Raw genomic sequence first — 18,059 nt, 5'->3', positions numbered from 1 at the left:
ATGAAAACTAGATTTTTAATACTTGCAAGCTTATGTTTTACAATGGTAGGCTTTGCACAAAAGAGCGAAATCAAGACCGCTGAAAAAGCCCTTAAAAGTGGCGATGCGGCTTCTGCTAAAACAGCCTTGGAAGCTGTTTCCGGTTCAATTTCGGGAGCTGACGAAAAATTGCAAGCGCAATATTACTTTACAAAAGGTAAAGCGTATGCTGAATTAGCAAAAAAAGGAGACAATAGCGCTTTTGAAGAGGCGGCAAAGTCTTTTCAACAAGTTTTAGATGTTGAGGAAAAGAGTGGAAAGGAAAAATATTCCGAAGATACGCGTCAGCACATGAGAGCACTAAGTGCAGACTTAGTTAATTCTGCTGTTGAGGATAACGGTAACAAAAAGTTTAAGGAAGCGGCCGAAAAGCTTTATACCAGCTATAAAATTAGTCCACAGGATACTTCCTACCTATATTATGCAGCAAGTAGCGCAGTAAACGGAGGACATTATGAGCAAGCCCTTACCTTCTACGAGGAGTTACAGGAAGTAGGTTATGATGGAAGCGGAATGGTTTATAAGGCTACTAACGTTGAGTCCGGTCAAGTAGAGGAAATGGATAAATCCCAAAGGGATTTGATGGTAAAATCCGGGACTTACAAAGATCCAGTTGATGAGAAAACGCCTTCTAAAAAGGCTGAAATTGTAAAAAATATGGCTCTTATCTATACCCAATTGGGTAAAGATGACAAAGCTTTGGAAGCGTATTCTGCTGCTAGGGAAAGTAATCCTGATGATGTAAACCTGGTACTTAACGAAGCCAATCTTCATTACAAATTAGGTGATAAGGAGAAGTTTAAGGAATTGATGGCACAAGCTGCCGAAATGGCCCCTGATAATGCAGATTTGCATTACAACATTGGAGTTATCAATATGGAGCAAGGTAATCTTGAAGAAGCAAGAGCTGCTTACAAAAAGGCCTTGGAAATAAATCCAAATTATACCAATGCCCAGTTGAACCTTTCTACTACTTACGTTAACGAAGGTAACTCCCTTATTGATGAGATGAACGGCCTTGGTAACTCCAAAGCGGATATAGCCCGTTATGATGAGTTAAAGGAGAAGAAAGATAGTTTATTCTTGGAAGGTGCGGGTGTTTTGGAAGAAGCACTAAAAAATAACCCTGATAACCAAAGTATCTTGACTCAGCTCAAGAATATTTATGGCGCTATGGGCGACAATGAAAACTTCATGAGAATTAAGAAAATGATAGGCGAATAATTTCGTTCTACACTACAAAAAAATCCCTCTAGAATTTCTAGAGGGATTTTTTTATGATTGAAGTGAAACTTAAATAATCTGTTTTATGACTCTCAATTGATAGGAGTATCTTGATGTTTCGGTATTGAATATCCCTGTGTGGTCCAGCCTATCAATTCTTACTTTACCATCTACATGGATGATGTAGTTATTGTCCATGATAATCCCCACATGGACTATTTCCCCGTCGGAATTATCAAAAAATGCTAGATCACCAGCTTCACTTTCTTCGATAAAACTTAAGGCTTGACCTTGGGTGGCTTGTTCCGCCGCGGATCGCAGCAATTGGTGTCCGTTTATTTTGTACACCATTTGAGAAAAAGCTGAGGCATCTATGCCAAAGGGACTCTTGCCGCCATATAGAAAGGGAGCATTTAAATACAGTAGTGCAGTTTGTACCAAGCTTTGTTTTTTCCGCCTTCCATTAAAATAACCGCCATCAAAAGTATGGGATAACATGGGGGATTGCGCTATGGCAGAACCTAGCAAAATGGGAAGTAGAATGGAATCTTGTGTTTCAATAAAGGAAACCAGTTCACACGAATGCTTTAACTCCTCTTCGTTTTCAATTTTGCTGTAGGTTTCCTCTTCAATATAGGTAAATTGTTGTTTTTGTACCCAACCTTCGCAATTGTCATGGGCCACTCGTATCCTGCTATAGTACTTGCGTTCTTCCAAGACCTTAAAATGATCTCCATAAAGTAATTGGGTGACCATTTCAGAAGAATCGTTTGCTTGATTTCTTACGGAAACTATACTAAGGTGACAAATACCGTATTGCATGAATCTAGGAAGGGGTGTCTGGCGAGTTTAATGTTTTTCTACTATGATTGCCGAGGCACCACCGCCTCCATTACAAATAGCTGCGGCGCCTAGTCTAGCATTATTTTGTTTTAATACATGCAAAAGGGTTACTAAGATTCGAGCACCTGAGCATCCGAGGGGGTGCCCCAAAGAAACGGCTCCTCCATTTACATTGGTGTTTTTATCCGTTAGTCCCAGTAATTTAAGATTGGCCAATCCTACTACGGAAAAAGCCTCGTTGAATTCAAAAAAGTCAATATCATTCAAGGTTACTCCGGCTTTGTCAATAGCTTTTGGAAGTGCTTTGGCGGGGGCAGTAGTAAACCATTCTGGTTCTTGTGCCGCATCAGCATAACTTTTTATGGTTGCTAGAGGGGTTAAATTCAATTCTCTCGCCTTATCCGCACTCATTAATACCAAGGCAGCAGCGCCATCATTGATAGTTGAAGCGTTGGCTGCGGTAACGGTACCATCTTTGCTAAAGGCCGGCCGCAAAGATGGAATCTTTTCCATTTTTACGTTTGTGTATTCCTCGTCCTCCGATACTACCAAAGGTTCCCCTCTTCTTTGTAGTACCTCTACAGGAACAATTTCATCATTGAATTTGCCGTTTTTCCAAGCATCTGCGGAGCGATTATAAGATTGTATGGCAAATGCATCCTGGTCCTCCCTTGTAAACTCGTATTTTTCCGCACAGGCATCTGCACAAACACCCATGGCATTCTGGTCATAGGCATCTACCAATCCATCTTTTTGCATTCCGTCCACAAGGGTAGTAGGGCCAAATTTTTGACCATTTCTCATATGGACATAGTGCGGTATAAGACTCATGTTTTCCATTCCTCCGGCTACGGCAATGGAAATATCCCCAAGAGCGATAGCCTGGGCAGCTTGCATTACCGCCTTCATTCCGGAAGCACAAACTTTATTAACGGTGGTGCAGGGAACGGTATTGGGAATTTCTGCATAAATTGCCGCTTGCCTTGCGGGAGCTTGCCCTGTTCCCGCTTGTACTACATTGCCCATAAGAACTTCTTCAACCAGCTCCGGAGCTAATTTTATTTTATCCAACGCGCCTTTGATGGCAATGGCACCTAACTTTGGTGCGGGCACCGTTGATAATGCCCCCATAAAACTTCCTATGGGCGTTCTAACAGCAGAAACTATGACAACTTCTTTCATTGGAGAAAATTTATTCGTGCGAATTTAAGAAATTTAATAGGTTATTGAAGAGGACCTACCTGCGATAAGTTATATTCAAGCTATTATTTTCTATTTTTGAAACTGATAGTATTCATATGCGTAAACTTTTGGATAACGTTTTTAAGAATCAATCGCTTATTTACAAGTACATTCTGTACATAGTTACGGTAGCATGTATTGTTTTCTTTTTTCCGAAAGGAGGCAAGTTTAAATATGAGTTCCAAAAAGGGAAACCTTGGCAGTATGAAAATCTATATGCTCCTTTTGATTTTTCTATTAAAAAAGGTGCTGAGGTTATAGCACAGGAACAGAATGAAGTCCGCAATCAGCAAGATAGTTATTTTAGGTATGACGATTCCATAAAGGGGGAGGTCGTTTCTGAGTTTGAAAATAAGTTTCCCCAAGCATTTGTGGCCGGTCAATATGACTTGGATGAATTGGCCGTCCTTAAGTCCGTAGGTAAAGATATACTGGATAGTCTCTATAGTAGGGGTATTGTTATGAAATCCAATAATAGGCCCAATTCTGGTCAAACTTATTTGATTAGAAACAATGAGGCCAAAAGAATCAAGAATAAGCAATTATTGCGTTTGCCCAACGTAGACGATGTTATCTTAAAAGTGTTGAAAGGGCAGGGTCTAGAAGATTACAACCAAGAATTTCAAGAACTTTTTTTTGACTTGGTACGGCCTAATATTTTTTTTGACGAAAATCTCACGGACAGGGCGCTAGAAGACGAACTTTCCAAGATTTCCCATACGCGGGGTACGGTGGATGAAGGAAAGCTAATTATAGCTAAGGGAGAGGTTGTTGAGGCTGAAAACTTGGAAATTCTTGAATCCCTTAAGACCGAATATGAATCAGAATTATGGACAGACAATAATCACTACTATATACTCTTTGGTTATACGGTTCTGGTGGCATTGGTTTTGGTCATGTTGTTACTTTTCCTCAAAAAGTATAGACCAGAAATATTTGAGCACAATACCAAGGTAACTTTTATTTTCTTCAATATTTTATTTATGGTCATTATTACGACTATGGTGGTAAAATATGATGAAAGTTATGTATTTGTGGTTCCTTTGTGCATTTTGCCACTTATTTTAAAAACCTTTTTTGATGCTCGTTTAGGCCTATTTGTCCATGTATTGACCATTTTAATTTTGGGCTTTGTGGTGCCTAATAGCTTCGAGTATATTTTTCTTCAGATTGTTGCAGGGATAGTCACTATTCTTACGGTTTCCGAACTTTATAAAAGAGCGAACCTTTTTATATCCGTTGGTCAGATTACCTTGATTTATGTTGTGGGCTATTTGGCATTTCATATCATTCATGAAGGTAATTTAGACAATATTGCCTGGATTACCCTAGGGCTGTTTTTTTTAAATGGAATGATTACATTGTTCGTTCAGCCATTGATATATGTTTATGAAAAGCTCTTTGGGTTGGTTTCAGATGTTTCCCTCTTGGAATTGTCAGATACCAATTCTAAACTTTTAAAGGAATTGTCCAACAAGGCACCCGGAACGTTCCATCACTCCTTACAGGTAGCAAACCTAGCGGAAGCTGCAGCCAATGAGATTGGAGCCAACGCCATGTTGGTGCGGGTTGGGGCCCTGTATCATGATATCGGAAAAATGTTGAACCCTACTTACTTCACTGAAAATCAAATTACCAACGTAAACCCCCACGATGAACTTTCCCCTAAGGATAGTGGAAAAATTATTTTAGATCATGTTATAAATGGCATTGAACTGGCCAAAAAGAATAACATACCAGACCGTGTTATCGATTTTATAAGATCTCATCATGGTACCACATTGGTCTATTATTTCTACAAGAAACAATTGGACCTTGATTCTAATACGGACGAAGAGTTGTTCAGGTATCCAGGTCCAACTCCATTCTCAAAGGAAACAGCTATTTTAATGATGGCAGATTCGGTTGAAGCGGCTTCCAAGAGTTTAAAAAATCCCACTTTTACTATTATCAATGATTTTGTGGATAAAATTATCACGGGTCAGATGAATGCAGGGCAATTTTTAAATGCCAATATTACTTTTAAAGAAATTGAGGCCATTAAGAAAATATTTAAGCAAAAGTTAACCAATATTTACCATTTGAGGGTGGAATATCCTGAGTAACTAATTTATTTATAGTTGTTTATCTGTTAAAATTTAGTTATTGATGTTCTTGTTAGACCATCTATTAATTATATTTAAAGGGATTCTTCGACAGTTTCAAATCCTTTAAAAATAACAGGATATGTCTAGAAAAACCTATGCCTTGTCCATTACTATATTCTTCATGATTCTGCCCTTTTCATTAATGCCACAAAGTGGACCGTTTTCAAACGATTTAGAACGCATATTTAAAAGTGAGAATTTATATCTAGACCAGAACAGTGATGAGAACTTCTTAAGAACTTGGCAGGAACATATCGTGCTGCATGCTGATAAGTACGAATTTTCTAAGAACGAGCCGTTGTTTTTCAAGGCTTATATTCTTACAGGTACCGAAAGGGTAAGGGTCACGCTTAGTAAGGTATTAAGATTAGATGTATTGGATGAAGACGGGAGGATAGTCGCCACGCAGTATCATCGTATCTCGGACGGGATGGCACAAGGGGCTATTTCTGCACCAAAAAAAATGACAGAAGGGAACTATAAGTTAAGGACATATACGCAGTGGATGAAGAACTATGGTGAGGGTGGATATTATGAAGCGGAACTTGTTTACCAAAACATAAACCGATACAGAAATGAAGATTCAGTAACTAAAGAATCACTAAAGGTTGCCTTTTATCCAGAAGGGGGAAGACTCATTGAAAATTTAGACAATCGCATACTTCTTAAAACAACTGACTCGGAAGGGGAAGGTGTAAATATAGAAGGAGATATAATGGATGATACAGGTTCGATACGCATACCTGTTAAATACTTTGGAGACGGAGTATCATCGGTAAGATATGTGCCTAAGGCAAATAAAAAATATATTTTCAAAACGCGTAACGGACAATCATTTCCTTTACCACATGCAAAAGAAAATGGATACGTTTTAAGCGTTGGCACATTACATTCCAAAAATCTTGCGGTCAAAATTCAGACTTCACAGGAACTGATGGGTACCAGCGTTTTTTTGCGGGGGGTAATGAACAATGTTCTCTACTTCAAAAAAGAGCTTGATTTGAAGGAACCTGATTTAACGATAGATATCCCCAAGGAAGGTATACCTGCTGGAGTACTTGAGATAGAGTTGGTGAATCAAGATAAAACCTTGCTTGCAACAAGACCCGTTGAGATAGGTTTAGAGAAGTTAAGTATTAGCATCTCAACTACCAATAGAACAGATAAGAATACCTATCTAATAATTATAAAAGATTTGGAGGGGCGGCCAGTTGAAACAGACCTAAGCTTAAGTATTTCAAATGTTCATGGAAGGGATATCACATTTTCACAAAGCGCATTATCTGATAGGTGGGCAAATGAGGCAAATACCTTGACAAGCGTCCATAAAGAGAGAAAGATACTTTTTAAAAAAGATTTGGATATTATGACCTCATATGATGTCATGGAAAGAAGTCATGTAAAAGAACTAGCAGAAACTATAAAGCATCCGTTTCAAAAAGGTTTAAACTTCTATGGGTACGCATATAATATGGATGATGAGTTGCTCACAAATACCAATATCCAGATTTTTGGTATTTCTGGAAATGGAGTCTTTACCAAGGAGATTAAAACTGATGGATCAGGTATGTTAAGGTTGGAGGATTTGCAATTTGAGGGAGAGACAGAATAGGTCTTTAGAACAACAGGTGATAATACAAAATCTAGATTGGTAAGATTCGAGCCTATGAAAGAGACCCCCAGTGATTCAGACTTGAAAGCGGAAAAAAATATAAAGGAAGATTATTCTTCTAAAAAAAGTGGCTTGGTGCAGTCGTCTTTGTGGGAAGCCGTAGATCGTGACCGTTTGATAGAATTGAAAGAGGTTGTTATTGCTGATAAAAAAGAAAAGAAAAGAAAAACAGCACCATCTGTTTATGGGATTACGCCGTCAAGAGTTAGATACCAAGATTTCGAAAGACCCCAAACCATACCCCAATTATTTTTAGGAATACCTGGTGTTCAAGTGATTGGAATTACCACCTTTGAGCCTCAAATAGTTTTACCAAAAGCAGCGGGGTCAGGTCCCATTCTATGGGTATTGGATGGTATGCCATTAGTGCAGCCAACAAACCTTGCAGATATTATGTCCTTGGTAAGTTATATTGATATTGATAAAATAGAGATTTTATATGCCTCACAGGCATCGATTTATGGTTCGCGAGCGTCGGGCGGGGCCATTGTTGTTTATACACGATCAGGTTCTCTTTTGGATTCATATAACAGAAAGGATGCCAATATTAAGGTTCAGGGCTATCATGATTCCCTAAATTTTGACAATTACCTCGATGATTTGAAAAAAAAATCAAGGAAATCAGAAAATAATTTAAGAACACTTTACTGGAACCCTAATTTAAGAACCAATAAAAAAGGAGAGGTTTTAGTAGAGTTCGAGTCGCCTAATGAAAAGGTTTCATCTTTAAAACTTGAAGCTATTGCAGTAACAGAAAAAGGAAACTTTGGCAATTTAAAGGTCATCCATTAGTTTTTGAATATAGTTAATGCCTATCTATTTGACAATATGAAAGTTAAAAGAAGGTGAAGTCTTTTTTCTAAAAAACTTTGTAAAATAGTTGCGTGCTTGCATGGTAAAATTTACATTTGCATCCGCATTTTGACCCACTGGAAATTGGGTGACGTTCTTAAGAAAAATTAATGGAGAGGTGCCGGAGTGGTAACGGAGCAGATTGCTAATCTGTCGACGCGCAAGTGTCGCATGGGTTCGAGTCCCATTCTCTCCGCAATTTTCTTTTAAATTCTAGATAACTTTATTCGGGGTGTAGCGTAGCCCGGTTATCGCGCCTGCTTTGGGAGCAGGAGGTCGCAGGTTCGAATCCTGCCACCCCGACAAAAAGGGTGTCAAAAGACACCGAAATTGTACTAATCTTATGAAAACCAAGAATTTAAATAATTCTTGGTTTCATTTGAATAGTTTTGAAATTATAATTGAACGTGTCCTATTACGTGTCCTGTTTATGGGAATCGATTTTTAACGACTTTAGTACGTTCAACTCATCGCAATAGACTTTTCACGGCGATTTGGCTTTCGTTTAACGGATTCAATAATCTTTTAAAAACGAAAGTGATGAAAACTACACACACTTTTATTATTCATTTTTGGTTGAAAAAGAAATCAATCAGAAAAGATGGTACAACCCCTATTTATGCCCGAATTAGATTGGATGGTAAACCAGCCGATATCAGCACCAAGAAGTCGGTATTTGAAAGACATTGGTGTCCAGTCTCGGAAAGAGTTAATCTAAAACATAAGGATGCATCCTTTATAAATGATTCTTTAGACGATATATCCTCAGAATTGAAGGCTTCATACCGTAGTTTACTTCAAGAAGGAAGATTCATTACCGTTCAAAACATAAAGCTTAGATATTTAGAAGAGGATAACCCCTTGACAACAATAAGGGAACTTCTTAAGTATCATAAAGAGAATGAAATCCCAAAACTAAAAAAAGGTACTGCAAAGAATTATGGTGCCACAGAAAAATATCTTCTCTCTTTTTTGTCCAAGAAGTATCGAACCTCCGATATGCCTTTAAATCAAATTAATTATTCTTTTGTTCTCAATTTTGAAAACTACCTCCGCAATTGCACGCCTTTGATGAAATCCCAGCCATTAGGAAATAACGGGATTATGAAACATCTAGAGCGTTTTAAAAAGATGACTACGATTGCGTGTAAACTTGACTGTATCAAGCAAAATCCATTTGCTTTTTTTAATTCTAAGTTCACATCCTATGACCGTCAATATTTAACTATTGAGGAGCTTAGCTTAGTTCAAGAACTTGAGTTGACTGATTTCGGATTAAAAAGAGTACGTGATTGTTTCATATTTGCCTGTTACACAGGCCTCTCTTATATTGACTTAAAAAAGCTAAAACCTGAACAGATAGTGGATGGAATTGATGGAGGGGAATGGATATATACTAAAAGGGAAAAGAGCAAAACATCTGTAAAAATCCCACTATTGAGCAAGGCTAAAGAAATTCTATGTAAATATGCTAATGACAGATTTGGGAAAAATAATAATCTTTTATTACCCGTCTATAGCAATCAAAAGTGTAATTCCTATTTGAAGAAAATTATCACCAAATGCGGAATAAATAAACATATTTCCTTTCATGCAGCCAGGCACACCTTTGCGACCACAGTTACCTTGGCAAACGGAGTTCCTTTGGAAACCGTATCTAAACTTTTGGGTCATCGACGACTTTCAACAACTCAAATTTATGCGAGAGTGATGGAACAAAAAATAAGTGCGGATATGAACAAATTGAAACAAAAACTGGATAAGCCTGTAGCTTAAGATTGGAAGCAGTTCGTCAATTGCCACTAATACAACAAGAGGTTGTGAATTATCGTGTGGTATTTTGTAAGATAATTTTGTAATTTATTGTGCGTTAATTTAATGTTTCCTTCTGGAAGGCAATGTCCATCCATAATAGAGTTTCAGGGTTTTGTTACGCGCTAGTCATGAACATAAACAATTGGTCGTTGACATTCTCTCAAAATCGTTTGAGAAGAATAGGTCGGTTAATTTTGTTGTGGGTGGTAAGGCCGCCAGAATTCCCAAGCTTATGGGATACTGTTTTGATTTAGGAATGGAGCAAGGAGCGGTCTTCCTTTCGGATAACTCAAATGCCGCCACCATCCTACTTTTTCCTGAAAAGAAGAAGACCACCATTAAATCAGTTATGAGGGATTTAAAACTTGCCCTCAATGTAATTGGCATAGAAAGGGTCCTATCAGTTATGAAAAGGGAGTCGCTTCTTAAGGAAAGACAACCTAAAAATAAATTTATACACCTTTGGTACATAGGTGTTTATCCAGAGGAGTCGGGAAAAGGTGTAGGTAGTAACCTATTGAGGGAAGTCATCGAATTTTGTTTTGAAAAGGAGAAGGATATCTACCTTGAGACTTCCACTGAACGGAATATTAATTTTTATATTCAAAATGGTTTTGACCATTACGACACGATAAAGAAGGGTCTACCTTATGATTTGATGTTGTTCAAGCGAAAAATTTTGGCTGCTTTATGAAGGTATTTGGATCGGAAATGCATTTAATTACGTTCCTAATTATCGTTGTGGAGCTGATAATAATTGTCAATTTTGCTATAACATCCTTTAAAGAAAGAGCCATTAAATCAACGAAGAGATTCATATGGTTCACTTTGACCATGATTCTCTATAATGTTTTTTCCGGACTGTTCCCAGACCGAGAAATTCCGATTTCGCTGATAGTCCAATATATTCTTGCTTATGGCATCGGAGTATTCGTGGCTTTGTACTACGTTTATTATGTTTATTCTGAATTTGATATAAAAAAGCTAAAGTACTTTACAGTTAACCATTTGATAGTTATTCTTGGCTCAGCTTTTCTTTTTTTCTTTATCGTACCGCTCTTAATTTGGAAGGACATAAGTATAGCCAAAAGCACTTTCATTTACATACCTGTGTTTGTCGCTTTTGCCTTTTTGTATCGTATAAGTTTTCCGCTGATTAAACTTTATAGGGAGCGTAGGGGCAAGAGCCAAAAATTTTATCGGAATCGAATTATAACCGGCTATTTGGCTTTACTTTCCATTGTGCTAATGCCAGTTGTAGTAGCCTTAGGTGATTATCAGGTTATGGAACAATTAGTCGTTAATTTTGGGTATTTTCTTCTTGCAATCGCTTTGATTCGAAATAACATTTACTTGGCACAGAAACGGATGCAATTCCTCTTAAAGATTGGTTATAGTGATGAGAAAACCGATGAGGCAAACCTTTCAATTATTGAACATTTCAATACGCTTAATCTTTCTAAGAGAGAAATTGAAATTGCCAATTACATATTAGAGGGTAAGTCATATAAGGAGATTAGTAAAAGCCTTTTCATCGCGGAGGGTACTGTTTCTAAACATGCTTCAAACATTTTTAGAAAAGCAGGAGTTGAAGATCGACCAAATTTTGTTCTGTTGTTTAGAAACTAGACAAATAGAAATTTTTAACTCATACCGTACTAAAATACGGACTGAAACGTAGATAAATACGCTAAATTTCATTGGGTCTTGATTACTAAGTTGATATATTAGATAGCAACTGTCTGGGTATAGAGGGTCAACCCCCAAACCACTATACAACCTTACCAAAAATTGACCTCTATACAATTTTATAATTGTAAAAGAGGTGCTATGGATTTTAAGCCCTTAATAGATGGCCTTCAAAAAGATTTGAAAGAGGCCCAGGTAAATATTCCCAATGTTATTAAAAGGGCCAATCATTCAATTCGCCTGTGTCATTCCTTACTATCTATATTTAAACAAGGGGTTATTAACGATGGTTTTGAATCGATTGAGAAGGAAATAGAATTCTTTAAGAGCTACAAAACTATCCCTGCTTCACAATTAATTTATCATTCTCAGATAGGTTCATTTGAACTAGAATTCCCCAAGGGAGACGAAAATGCACAACGTAAATTCATTAAAAAACGATTGAACCGAATCAATCGTTTTTATCGCAACCACACAGGTTTCAGTGAATATATCACTTCAGGGCGAACCCATTTTGATGAACAGTATTTTACTAGGAAATACCTTAGTTCATTTCCACTTAGTTTATCACATATTTATTTTCATGATTTGGATTTCAGCACCCCAAAGGATATGCTATTGTCGGAATTCAAGGCGTATGATTCCATGTTGGTTTATCTCCAAAATCGTATGATAGATAAATCAAAATTACGCAGGGTAAAGGCTAAAGAGCTGAACAATCAATTAAACCTCCAGTGGACGGCAAATAAATCCGCAATGACCGAATTGATATACGCCCTACATTATAATCGGGTCATCAATAATGGTAATGCGGACATAAAGGAAATTGCGTCCGCGTTTCAGCAAGTACTACATTTTGATTTGGGGGATTTCTACAAAACATTTTCAGAAATCAAATCTAGAAAAATAAGCCGCACCAAATTTCTTGAAGATTTAGCTTCCGGATTGCAATCCCACATGGATAGCACTGACTTATAACGGTCATTAAAGCCCCGTAAACCTTGATTTTAATTACCGTACTCCGGTCAACCTCCGGTAAGTGCCTATGAATGGCCGTTAGGGTGCTAAGTGGTCTTTTTTGAACGTAAAAGTTGGCAGGAAAAGCTAGAATAGAGCCTTTATTACCTCAATAAACCCAAATGTTAAATTTTCACCCTACTCTGGTTGAACTGGTGAACAAAACCGGGCAAACCTGTTCAAATTTGTTCTCGAAAAGTCAAATTGCTACAATCCCACCGCACTAAAAAAGTTTAACCAGCGGTGGGATTTTAAAAACTGTATCAGATGCCAACAAGTATTATCACTACCGACGATTTACGGGAATTTAAATTGGAACTTTTAGAAGAGTTTGAGGAATTATTATCGAGCTATTTGAGGAAAGACACCCCCAAAAAATGGTTAAGGTCTTCCGATGTCAAGAAAATGCTCAAAATCAGCCATAGTACCTTACAAAACTTACGTAACAAGAACATACTGACTACACATAAAATTGAGGGCCTCTATTTTTATGACGCAGCGGAAATTGACAGAGTGCTAACCGAAGGTCAGTCCACCTCTCAATAAGGAGCATAATGAACTATATCAAACATTTGAACGCTGCATTTCATAAGTTCTATGGGGATGACCGCCTCAATTACGCCCACCTTAGTTTATACTTCGCGCTCTTTTACTATTGGAATTTGCATCGCTTCCCCATAGAATTTTATGCTAATCGTACCGAACTCATGAAATTGGCAAAAATCGGTTCACGGTCTACATATCATAGATTGATAAAGGACCTTTCCGAATGGGAATATATCCAATACCTACCTAGCCAAAATCCAAGTAAAAATACAATGGTGGTCATGTGTCAAATCTGTACCAGTACTGTTACAGAAACGGGACAAGCTGGTACACTAATGGAACGCTACTGTCCCAAAAATGTACCACTTACCTTATATATAAAACATTCAAAACAATATAAACTATCTGAAGAGAGAAAGCCAAAAAATGAATTGGAGGTTATTGAATATTTTAAATCGAAAAAATGGTCTTCCCTGAATGCTGTTAAGTTCTTTAACCATTACCAGGGAGTGGGCTGGAAAATTGGAGGTAAGACAAAAATTGAGGACTGGAAGGCCATTGCAGCCAATTGGATGCTAAGGGCAGAGGAAATAAAAGAAAAACCCACACTTCAAATCGTAGCGAAAAACAAGGATTACTTAATTACCAATGAACAAAAGAACTATGGCGAACCCCTCTAAGATAAAGGAAGGCAGTGTGGTCTACTCCTTGGGTGAGTTGGACGGTAAAAAAGTAGAATACGATTTTGCCAAAGTGCTTATTTACTTGGAGGCAAAAGGCAGAATGCTTTTTGGAAAACATTTCAAAATCTATGAAGAAGACAAGAGTGTTCTCTTGAGACTTTGCAATTATATGGTCAAAGATTATGACAACTGTTCGAAGTATGGAATCGATCCTGACAAGGGTATTCTGTTGACGGGACCGGTCGGCTGCGGTAAAACCAGTCTAATGCGTCTGATACGGCATATCGTACCTCACAGAAGGCCTTATGAGCTAATTCCGGCTCGAAATGTTGCTTTCGGATTTAATCACATCGGTTTTAAGATTATCGAAGACTACGGCAATGGAAGATTTTACTGTTTTGATGACTTAGGGGTGGAGCCTATGGGTCGTCATTTTGGAAAGGATTGCAATGTGATGGGTGAAATTATCCTTTCTCGATATGAACTGTTTTTATCATCTAAAATACCCACCCATGCTACCACCAATTTAAATGCGGAAGAACTGGAAAAACGGTATGGAAAAAGGGTACGAAGCCGGATGCGCCAAATGTTCAACCTGATAGCTTTTGATAAGAATACCAAGGACAAAAGAACTTAAGAATTAAAATATGAAAATAGCCACCTTCAACATTCAGAATCTGTTCCATAGGCATCGGGATTTGGTTTCAAAGAGTAGAACCAAAAATGCCACCGATTGGATATCGGAGTTAGATTGTCTTTTGCGCAAACCAAACAAAAGCGCTAATGATAGTGAGAGAATCAATAATCTGTCATTTCTTCTTGGTTTTGAAAAGACCGGGGATAATTCCTATGCCATACTGAAAAGACGCGCTGGGGAATTGTGTTTTAAAGGTAGGATATTGGAAAATACAACCAAAGCTTCCTTTCTTACGGACTGGCAGGGTTGGACAAAATTAGGGAACCGACCCATCCACGAAAAGGCTATATTCAGTAAGGCGTACATGATCGCGGAAACCAATCCGGATATTCTTGTTTTACAGGAAGTGGAAGATCGTGCTTCTTTGATAGAGTTCAATTCCGAATTCCTGCCATTGCTAAAAATTACGCCATACCAGGAGGTTATGGTCTTTGAAACCAATGATAATAGGGATTTGGGTATGGGCATACTCCTCAAAAACGGCTATCACTTGAACGGATTTAAAAATCATCTACATGATTTGGATGAAGAAGGGTATTCGTTATTCGATATCGATTGTCAAGAATACGAGATTAGTACGCCTAACGGAGATTCTATTTGGGTTTTGAACAACTACTTTTCGGCAGACGAGGGCCAACGCCAAAAGCAAGCTCAAAAAGTTTCTGAAATCTATAAACAAAAACTAAGGAATGGAAAGGATTTGGTTATAGTCAGCGGTACATTGAATGACGTATCTTACAGCCATTGTTTAGCCCCATTGCTTCGGGAAACGGATTTAATTGATGTCTCGAAACACAAACGATTTGCAACTGACAGGGATAATGGGAGTAGTGGTAATTATTTCAGTTTGGGCGCCTATCGAACGGGGGTCAATATCAAACAAAAAGATTACCTCATGTTATCTCCCAAGTTGTTTGAGATGGTTGCAAATTCGGGGATGAATAGAATGGGAACCTGGCCCGAAAGCAAACCGAAATGGAGGTTGTACTCATCAATTACCAGCAAGGAACATGCAGCAAGTGAACATCCGTTACTCTGGTCATCAATAAATTTTTAAGATAATCAACTAATATTGAATTGACCGTTTGATACAAATGGAAGGCGTGCCCTTAGAAATTTGTTTATTGGGTCTATTGTTGATATAATTCATTTGCATGTAAATTATGTTGTAAATTACAAATGAAATTTAAATTAGGACAAACTATACACCAATGAGAAAAGAAAAGGCAATTATAAAGATGGTCTTAAATATGCGTCGTGACTCAAATACTAATGGCGAACTTATTATACAGTGTGAATTAGCAAATGAAATTAGAAGTATCCCACTATCCATATTTAATACACCCAACGAAATTGGTCCTTATTATGAGACAGTTATAAAAAAAGAAGAGTGGGATGTTGAAAATCAGAAAGTTATTGGATATTGGGATGATAATTTAAATAAGCTTATAACAGGTGACGAGAAAGCTATGGAATATTGTGCTTATTTTGAAGACTTAATTGAGATGGGGTTATCCATAGTAGGAGATGATTATATATTAGTTGATTCAAATGAGTTGGATATTGAAGCCGTAAACCAAGATATGAAAAGTCGGAATGGGAAATATTGGGATAATGAAAGAGGAATTATGAATGCTCTGAAAAATGGTAATAGTGATAAAATAGGACATTAAAATATTAGCTCCTTGTATATAATATGTTCCGATATATCTGAGATATTTGGGGCATATTCCTTTCCTCGTAAGCGAGCCACGGTATGCGCCTTAAGTTCTTCCTCGGGATAGGACTGAATCAATTCTTCAAGGGCTTTCTTTTGACCCTTATCCCAAAGATTTTCGTCATAAGGTTCAATCCAATCATTCTCTAATTCCTCTGGCAGGATTAAGGGCATTCTAGGACCTTTCAGTTTGGGATTGTTATGGATGTTGGACATCAAGGGGTTCCCTTCAGTGGTTACTACGGAAAAGGTATTCCAATGTGAACCATCTTCCTTATTCGTCCATTCGCTCCAGAGACTTGCTAAGGTCAGGGGCTTCTCATCTTTTCTTGAAATAAAAAATGGATAGGTATTATCATCAAAATGATGGTGCTCGTAAAAACCGTCGATATGAATCAAGCATCTTCTTTTCTTAGCGGAATCCCTAAATGAAGGAAGTTCAAAAATAGTTTCTCCTCTAGCGTTTAAGGTTTTGTTCCAGATTCCATTTTTTTTACTTCTCATCCTTTACCCAAAAAGGGATAAGTCCCCAAGTTGATACCACCGGATAATGAAGATCTTCATTGGTATAGATAACGACCGCGGGATGTTTAAAACCATAGGTATGATGAATGAGTAAATCCGTCAATGGCACAAGTTTTTCCATTATTTCTTCGATGGTATGAAGGTTCCCGTCACGCTTCGCCCTTCTAAGTTGTGTTTCCAGTTGTGTTTTGAGGTCGTAACACATAATAGATACTTTACTAAGCCTAAATTAACGGAAGTTTGTTAAAGTTGAAATATACAAAAAATCATTTTCAATATTTGGAAATATTCCGTAAATAAGGAAATAGACCAATAATTTAAATTTAATGAGGGATGTCGTTTTTAGAAATTATGACAGGTACGCAATTAAGCATTTGTTGAAGGAAATGGGAGAGCACCGACTGCGCACAGAATGTGAAAATAAACACTTAGGCTTTCCAAAAAGATTGGCTTTGTTTTACATAGAGGCAGTGGACAGCAATACGATGTTGAAGTATAAATACCCTTAAAAAGGCGTTTGGTGGCTAATGGTGATTGACCGATATGATTTGCCGGATACTGTTTGGGTAAGAGTTCATTTACAATGAAACAGAATCAAGACATACGCACAATCCATATAGGCATGCGTACCTTACATCTCATTGAAGGACTAACGATTAAAAAATACATACCGGAGGATATAATGAGCAATGTTCACATGGCCTTGGCAGATCAAAATATGAAATGGGAAGATGATGTAATTGCCAAATGCACCATGGTCATAACCCATGGTAAGTATGTTTCAGTAATGTACGAGCATCAACCCATTCGATCTAATGGGCTACTTCTTTTTACATTTTGCCAAGATGCAAAAAAAGGGCATTGCTTTGGCTTTCCAAAAAAGTGGAAGCATATTGAGTATTATACCCGGTTGAAGTAACGAAGGGCTCTTGCTAATGCCTAATCTGATAAGAAAATCAAAACAATTCCAAACAGGGCCCTTTAAAATTTGGGTCGCTTATTTTTTGGATTTTATTTGTTTTGAGAATTCATCTTCTGGCATTCCAACCGGGAATAGAACATGATACCAAATACAATTAAAATTATACCTAATAATTCTGAACCATCTTGGAAGTTTCTTTTGGGCCATAATCTAGCTATATTTTATCAGGTATGTTGCTATATCGATTCAATGTTTCTCCCTCAACAAAGCTGCAAATTCCAGTTATCTTATTACTGGGGGCATGGTATTTGACTTCGACCCAAAAGTACGATAAAGAATAGAGTGCGAATTTAGTGTTTCCTTTAGTCACTGTATCGACAAATTGACCCTGCGTAAATACTTTATCAAATTTATCGTGAGCTGATAATA

General features: G+C 37.6%; 18 protein-coding genes and 2 tRNA genes. 16 read left to right on the top strand and 4 right to left on the bottom strand.

Features of this window, described 5'->3' with window-relative positions:
• Entirely contained in the window at positions 1 to 1,263 is a 1,263-nt protein-coding gene (locus IL355_RS11360) for a tetratricopeptide repeat protein (RefSeq protein WP_192462245.1), read from the top strand.
• Between the two features lie 69 nt (positions 1,264 to 1,332).
• Here the strand turns inward: IL355_RS11360 and IL355_RS11355 are convergent, their stop codons facing one another.
• The gene (locus IL355_RS11355) at positions 1,333 to 2,085 is read right to left on the bottom strand and encodes a C40 family peptidase (RefSeq protein WP_192462244.1); all 753 of its coding nucleotides are present in this window, start codon (positions 2,083 to 2,085) and stop codon (positions 1,333 to 1,335) included.
• Between the two features lie 27 nt (positions 2,086 to 2,112).
• Complete coding sequence (locus tag IL355_RS11350) at positions 2,113 to 3,288, bottom strand: acetyl-CoA C-acyltransferase (RefSeq protein ID WP_192462243.1); 1,176 nt, start codon at positions 3,286 to 3,288, stop codon at positions 2,113 to 2,115.
• 116 nt (positions 3,289 to 3,404) lie between these two features.
• Between IL355_RS11350 and IL355_RS11345 the strand changes: the two genes are divergently transcribed.
• From IL355_RS11345 to IL355_RS11280, 14 genes are all read left to right on the top strand, one after another.
• Positions 3,405 to 5,453, top strand: a complete 2,049-nt coding sequence (locus IL355_RS11345) for an HD family phosphohydrolase (RefSeq protein ID WP_192462242.1) — start codon at positions 3,405 to 3,407, stop codon at positions 5,451 to 5,453.
• A 121-nt stretch (positions 5,454 to 5,574) separates the two neighbouring features.
• Positions 5,575 to 7,107 carry a hypothetical protein gene (locus tag IL355_RS11340; protein ID WP_192462241.1) on the top strand — a complete coding sequence of 511 codons (1,533 nt, stop codon included), beginning with the start codon at positions 5,575 to 5,577 and terminating at the stop codon, positions 7,105 to 7,107.
• Positions 7,108 to 7,161: 54 nt separating this feature from the next.
• The gene (locus IL355_RS11335) at positions 7,162 to 7,959 is read left to right on the top strand and encodes a TonB-dependent receptor (protein WP_192462240.1); all 798 of its coding nucleotides are present in this window, start codon (positions 7,162 to 7,164) and stop codon (positions 7,957 to 7,959) included.
• Between the two features lie 172 nt (positions 7,960 to 8,131).
• Positions 8,132 to 8,215, top strand: a tRNA-Ser gene (locus IL355_RS11330).
• Positions 8,216 to 8,247: 32 nt separating this feature from the next.
• Positions 8,248 to 8,322 (top strand) — tRNA-Pro (locus IL355_RS11325).
• 237 nt (positions 8,323 to 8,559) lie between these two features.
• Positions 8,560 to 9,795 (top strand): site-specific integrase, encoded by a 1,236-nt coding sequence (locus tag IL355_RS11320; RefSeq protein ID WP_192462239.1) that lies wholly within the window; start codon positions 8,560 to 8,562, stop codon positions 9,793 to 9,795.
• A 151-nt stretch (positions 9,796 to 9,946) separates the two neighbouring features.
• Complete coding sequence (locus IL355_RS11315; RefSeq protein WP_192462238.1) at positions 9,947 to 10,528, top strand: GNAT family N-acetyltransferase; 582 nt, start codon at positions 9,947 to 9,949, stop codon at positions 10,526 to 10,528.
• Between the two features lie 530 nt (positions 10,529 to 11,058).
• Positions 11,059 to 11,463 carry a LuxR C-terminal-related transcriptional regulator gene (locus IL355_RS11310; RefSeq protein ID WP_192462237.1) on the top strand — a complete coding sequence of 135 codons (405 nt, stop codon included), beginning with the start codon at positions 11,059 to 11,061 and terminating at the stop codon, positions 11,461 to 11,463.
• Positions 11,464 to 11,664: 201 nt separating this feature from the next.
• Positions 11,665 to 12,501 carry an RteC domain-containing protein gene (locus IL355_RS11305; RefSeq protein ID WP_192462236.1) on the top strand — a complete coding sequence of 279 codons (837 nt, stop codon included), beginning with the start codon at positions 11,665 to 11,667 and terminating at the stop codon, positions 12,499 to 12,501.
• 306 nt (positions 12,502 to 12,807) lie between these two features.
• Positions 12,808 to 13,086 carry a helix-turn-helix domain-containing protein gene (locus IL355_RS11300; protein WP_192462235.1) on the top strand — a complete coding sequence of 93 codons (279 nt, stop codon included), beginning with the start codon at positions 12,808 to 12,810 and terminating at the stop codon, positions 13,084 to 13,086.
• 8 nt (positions 13,087 to 13,094) lie between these two features.
• The gene (locus IL355_RS11295) at positions 13,095 to 13,766 is read left to right on the top strand and encodes a hypothetical protein (protein WP_192462234.1); all 672 of its coding nucleotides are present in this window, start codon (positions 13,095 to 13,097) and stop codon (positions 13,764 to 13,766) included.
• Entirely contained in the window at positions 13,750 to 14,406 is a 657-nt protein-coding gene (locus IL355_RS11290) for a P-loop NTPase family protein (protein WP_192462477.1), read from the top strand. The genes IL355_RS11295 and IL355_RS11290 overlap by 17 nt, the downstream gene beginning before the upstream one ends.
• Before the next feature lie 10 nt (positions 14,407 to 14,416).
• Positions 14,417 to 15,523 (top strand): alpha-amylase family protein, encoded by a 1,107-nt coding sequence (locus IL355_RS11285; protein WP_192462233.1) that lies wholly within the window; start codon positions 14,417 to 14,419, stop codon positions 15,521 to 15,523.
• A 154-nt stretch (positions 15,524 to 15,677) separates the two neighbouring features.
• The gene (locus IL355_RS11280) at positions 15,678 to 16,139 is read left to right on the top strand and encodes a hypothetical protein (RefSeq protein WP_192462232.1); all 462 of its coding nucleotides are present in this window, start codon (positions 15,678 to 15,680) and stop codon (positions 16,137 to 16,139) included.
• Here IL355_RS11280 and IL355_RS11275 read toward each other — a convergent pair.
• Both IL355_RS11275 and IL355_RS19210 read right to left on the bottom strand, forming a co-directional pair.
• On the bottom strand, positions 16,136 to 16,687 hold the full coding sequence (locus tag IL355_RS11275; RefSeq protein ID WP_225621212.1) for an SOS response-associated peptidase: 552 nt from the start codon (positions 16,685 to 16,687) through the stop codon (positions 16,136 to 16,138). The genes IL355_RS11280 and IL355_RS11275 overlap by 4 nt on opposite strands.
• Positions 16,677 to 16,913, bottom strand: a complete 237-nt coding sequence (locus IL355_RS19210; protein ID WP_225621211.1) for a hypothetical protein — start codon at positions 16,911 to 16,913, stop codon at positions 16,677 to 16,679. The genes IL355_RS11275 and IL355_RS19210 overlap by 11 nt, the downstream gene beginning before the upstream one ends.
• 378 nt (positions 16,914 to 17,291) lie before the next feature.
• On the opposite strand from IL355_RS19210, the gene IL355_RS11270 reads away from it, so the two are divergent.
• Positions 17,292 to 17,627, top strand: coding sequence for a hypothetical protein (locus IL355_RS11270; protein ID WP_192462231.1), 336 nt, complete (start codon positions 17,292 to 17,294; stop codon positions 17,625 to 17,627).
• The last annotated feature ends 432 nt before the right edge of the window (positions 17,628 to 18,059 follow it).

The organism is Euzebyella saccharophila (assembly GCF_014855495.1).
Lineage (GTDB): Bacteria > Bacteroidota > Bacteroidia > Flavobacteriales > Flavobacteriaceae > Euzebyella > Euzebyella saccharophila.
The sequence above is the reverse complement of the archived record's forward strand: the minus strand, read 5'-3'. Positions and strand labels throughout refer to the sequence as shown.

What these genes read in the sequence shown, in the direction of transcription:
- IL355_RS11360 (WP_192462245.1), top strand. Translation starts at nt 1, where the DNA reads ATGAAAACTAGATTTTTAATACTTGCAAGCTTATGTTTTACAATGGTA.
- IL355_RS11335 (WP_192462240.1), top strand. Translation starts at nt 7,162, where the DNA reads ATGAAAGAGACCCCCAGTGATTCAGACTTGAAAGCGGAAAAAAATATA.
- IL355_RS11300 (WP_192462235.1), top strand. Translation starts at nt 12,808, where the DNA reads ATGCCAACAAGTATTATCACTACCGACGATTTACGGGAATTTAAATTG.
- IL355_RS11320 (WP_192462239.1), top strand. Translation starts at nt 8,560, where the DNA reads ATGAAAACTACACACACTTTTATTATTCATTTTTGGTTGAAAAAGAAA.
- IL355_RS11350 (WP_192462243.1), bottom strand. Translation starts at nt 3,288, where the DNA reads ATGAAAGAAGTTGTCATAGTTTCTGCTGTTAGAACGCCCATAGGAAGT.
- IL355_RS11340 (WP_192462241.1), top strand. Translation starts at nt 5,575, where the DNA reads ATGTCTAGAAAAACCTATGCCTTGTCCATTACTATATTCTTCATGATT.
- IL355_RS11355 (WP_192462244.1), bottom strand. Translation starts at nt 2,085, where the DNA reads ATGCAATACGGTATTTGTCACCTTAGTATAGTTTCCGTAAGAAATCAA.
- IL355_RS11345 (WP_192462242.1), top strand. Translation starts at nt 3,405, where the DNA reads ATGCGTAAACTTTTGGATAACGTTTTTAAGAATCAATCGCTTATTTAC.
- IL355_RS11270 (WP_192462231.1), top strand. Translation starts at nt 17,292, where the DNA reads ATGAAACAGAATCAAGACATACGCACAATCCATATAGGCATGCGTACC.
- IL355_RS11275 (WP_225621212.1), bottom strand. Translation starts at nt 16,687, where the DNA reads ATGAGAAGTAAAAAAAATGGAATCTGGAACAAAACCTTAAACGCTAGA.
- IL355_RS11295 (WP_192462234.1), top strand. Translation starts at nt 13,095, where the DNA reads ATGAACTATATCAAACATTTGAACGCTGCATTTCATAAGTTCTATGGG.
- IL355_RS11290 (WP_192462477.1), top strand. Translation starts at nt 13,750, where the DNA reads ATGGCGAACCCCTCTAAGATAAAGGAAGGCAGTGTGGTCTACTCCTTG.
- IL355_RS11280 (WP_192462232.1), top strand. Translation starts at nt 15,678, where the DNA reads ATGAGAAAAGAAAAGGCAATTATAAAGATGGTCTTAAATATGCGTCGT.
- IL355_RS11285 (WP_192462233.1), top strand. Translation starts at nt 14,417, where the DNA reads ATGAAAATAGCCACCTTCAACATTCAGAATCTGTTCCATAGGCATCGG.
- IL355_RS11305 (WP_192462236.1), top strand. Translation starts at nt 11,665, where the DNA reads ATGGATTTTAAGCCCTTAATAGATGGCCTTCAAAAAGATTTGAAAGAG.
- IL355_RS19210 (WP_225621211.1), bottom strand. Translation starts at nt 16,913, where the DNA reads ATGTGTTACGACCTCAAAACACAACTGGAAACACAACTTAGAAGGGCG.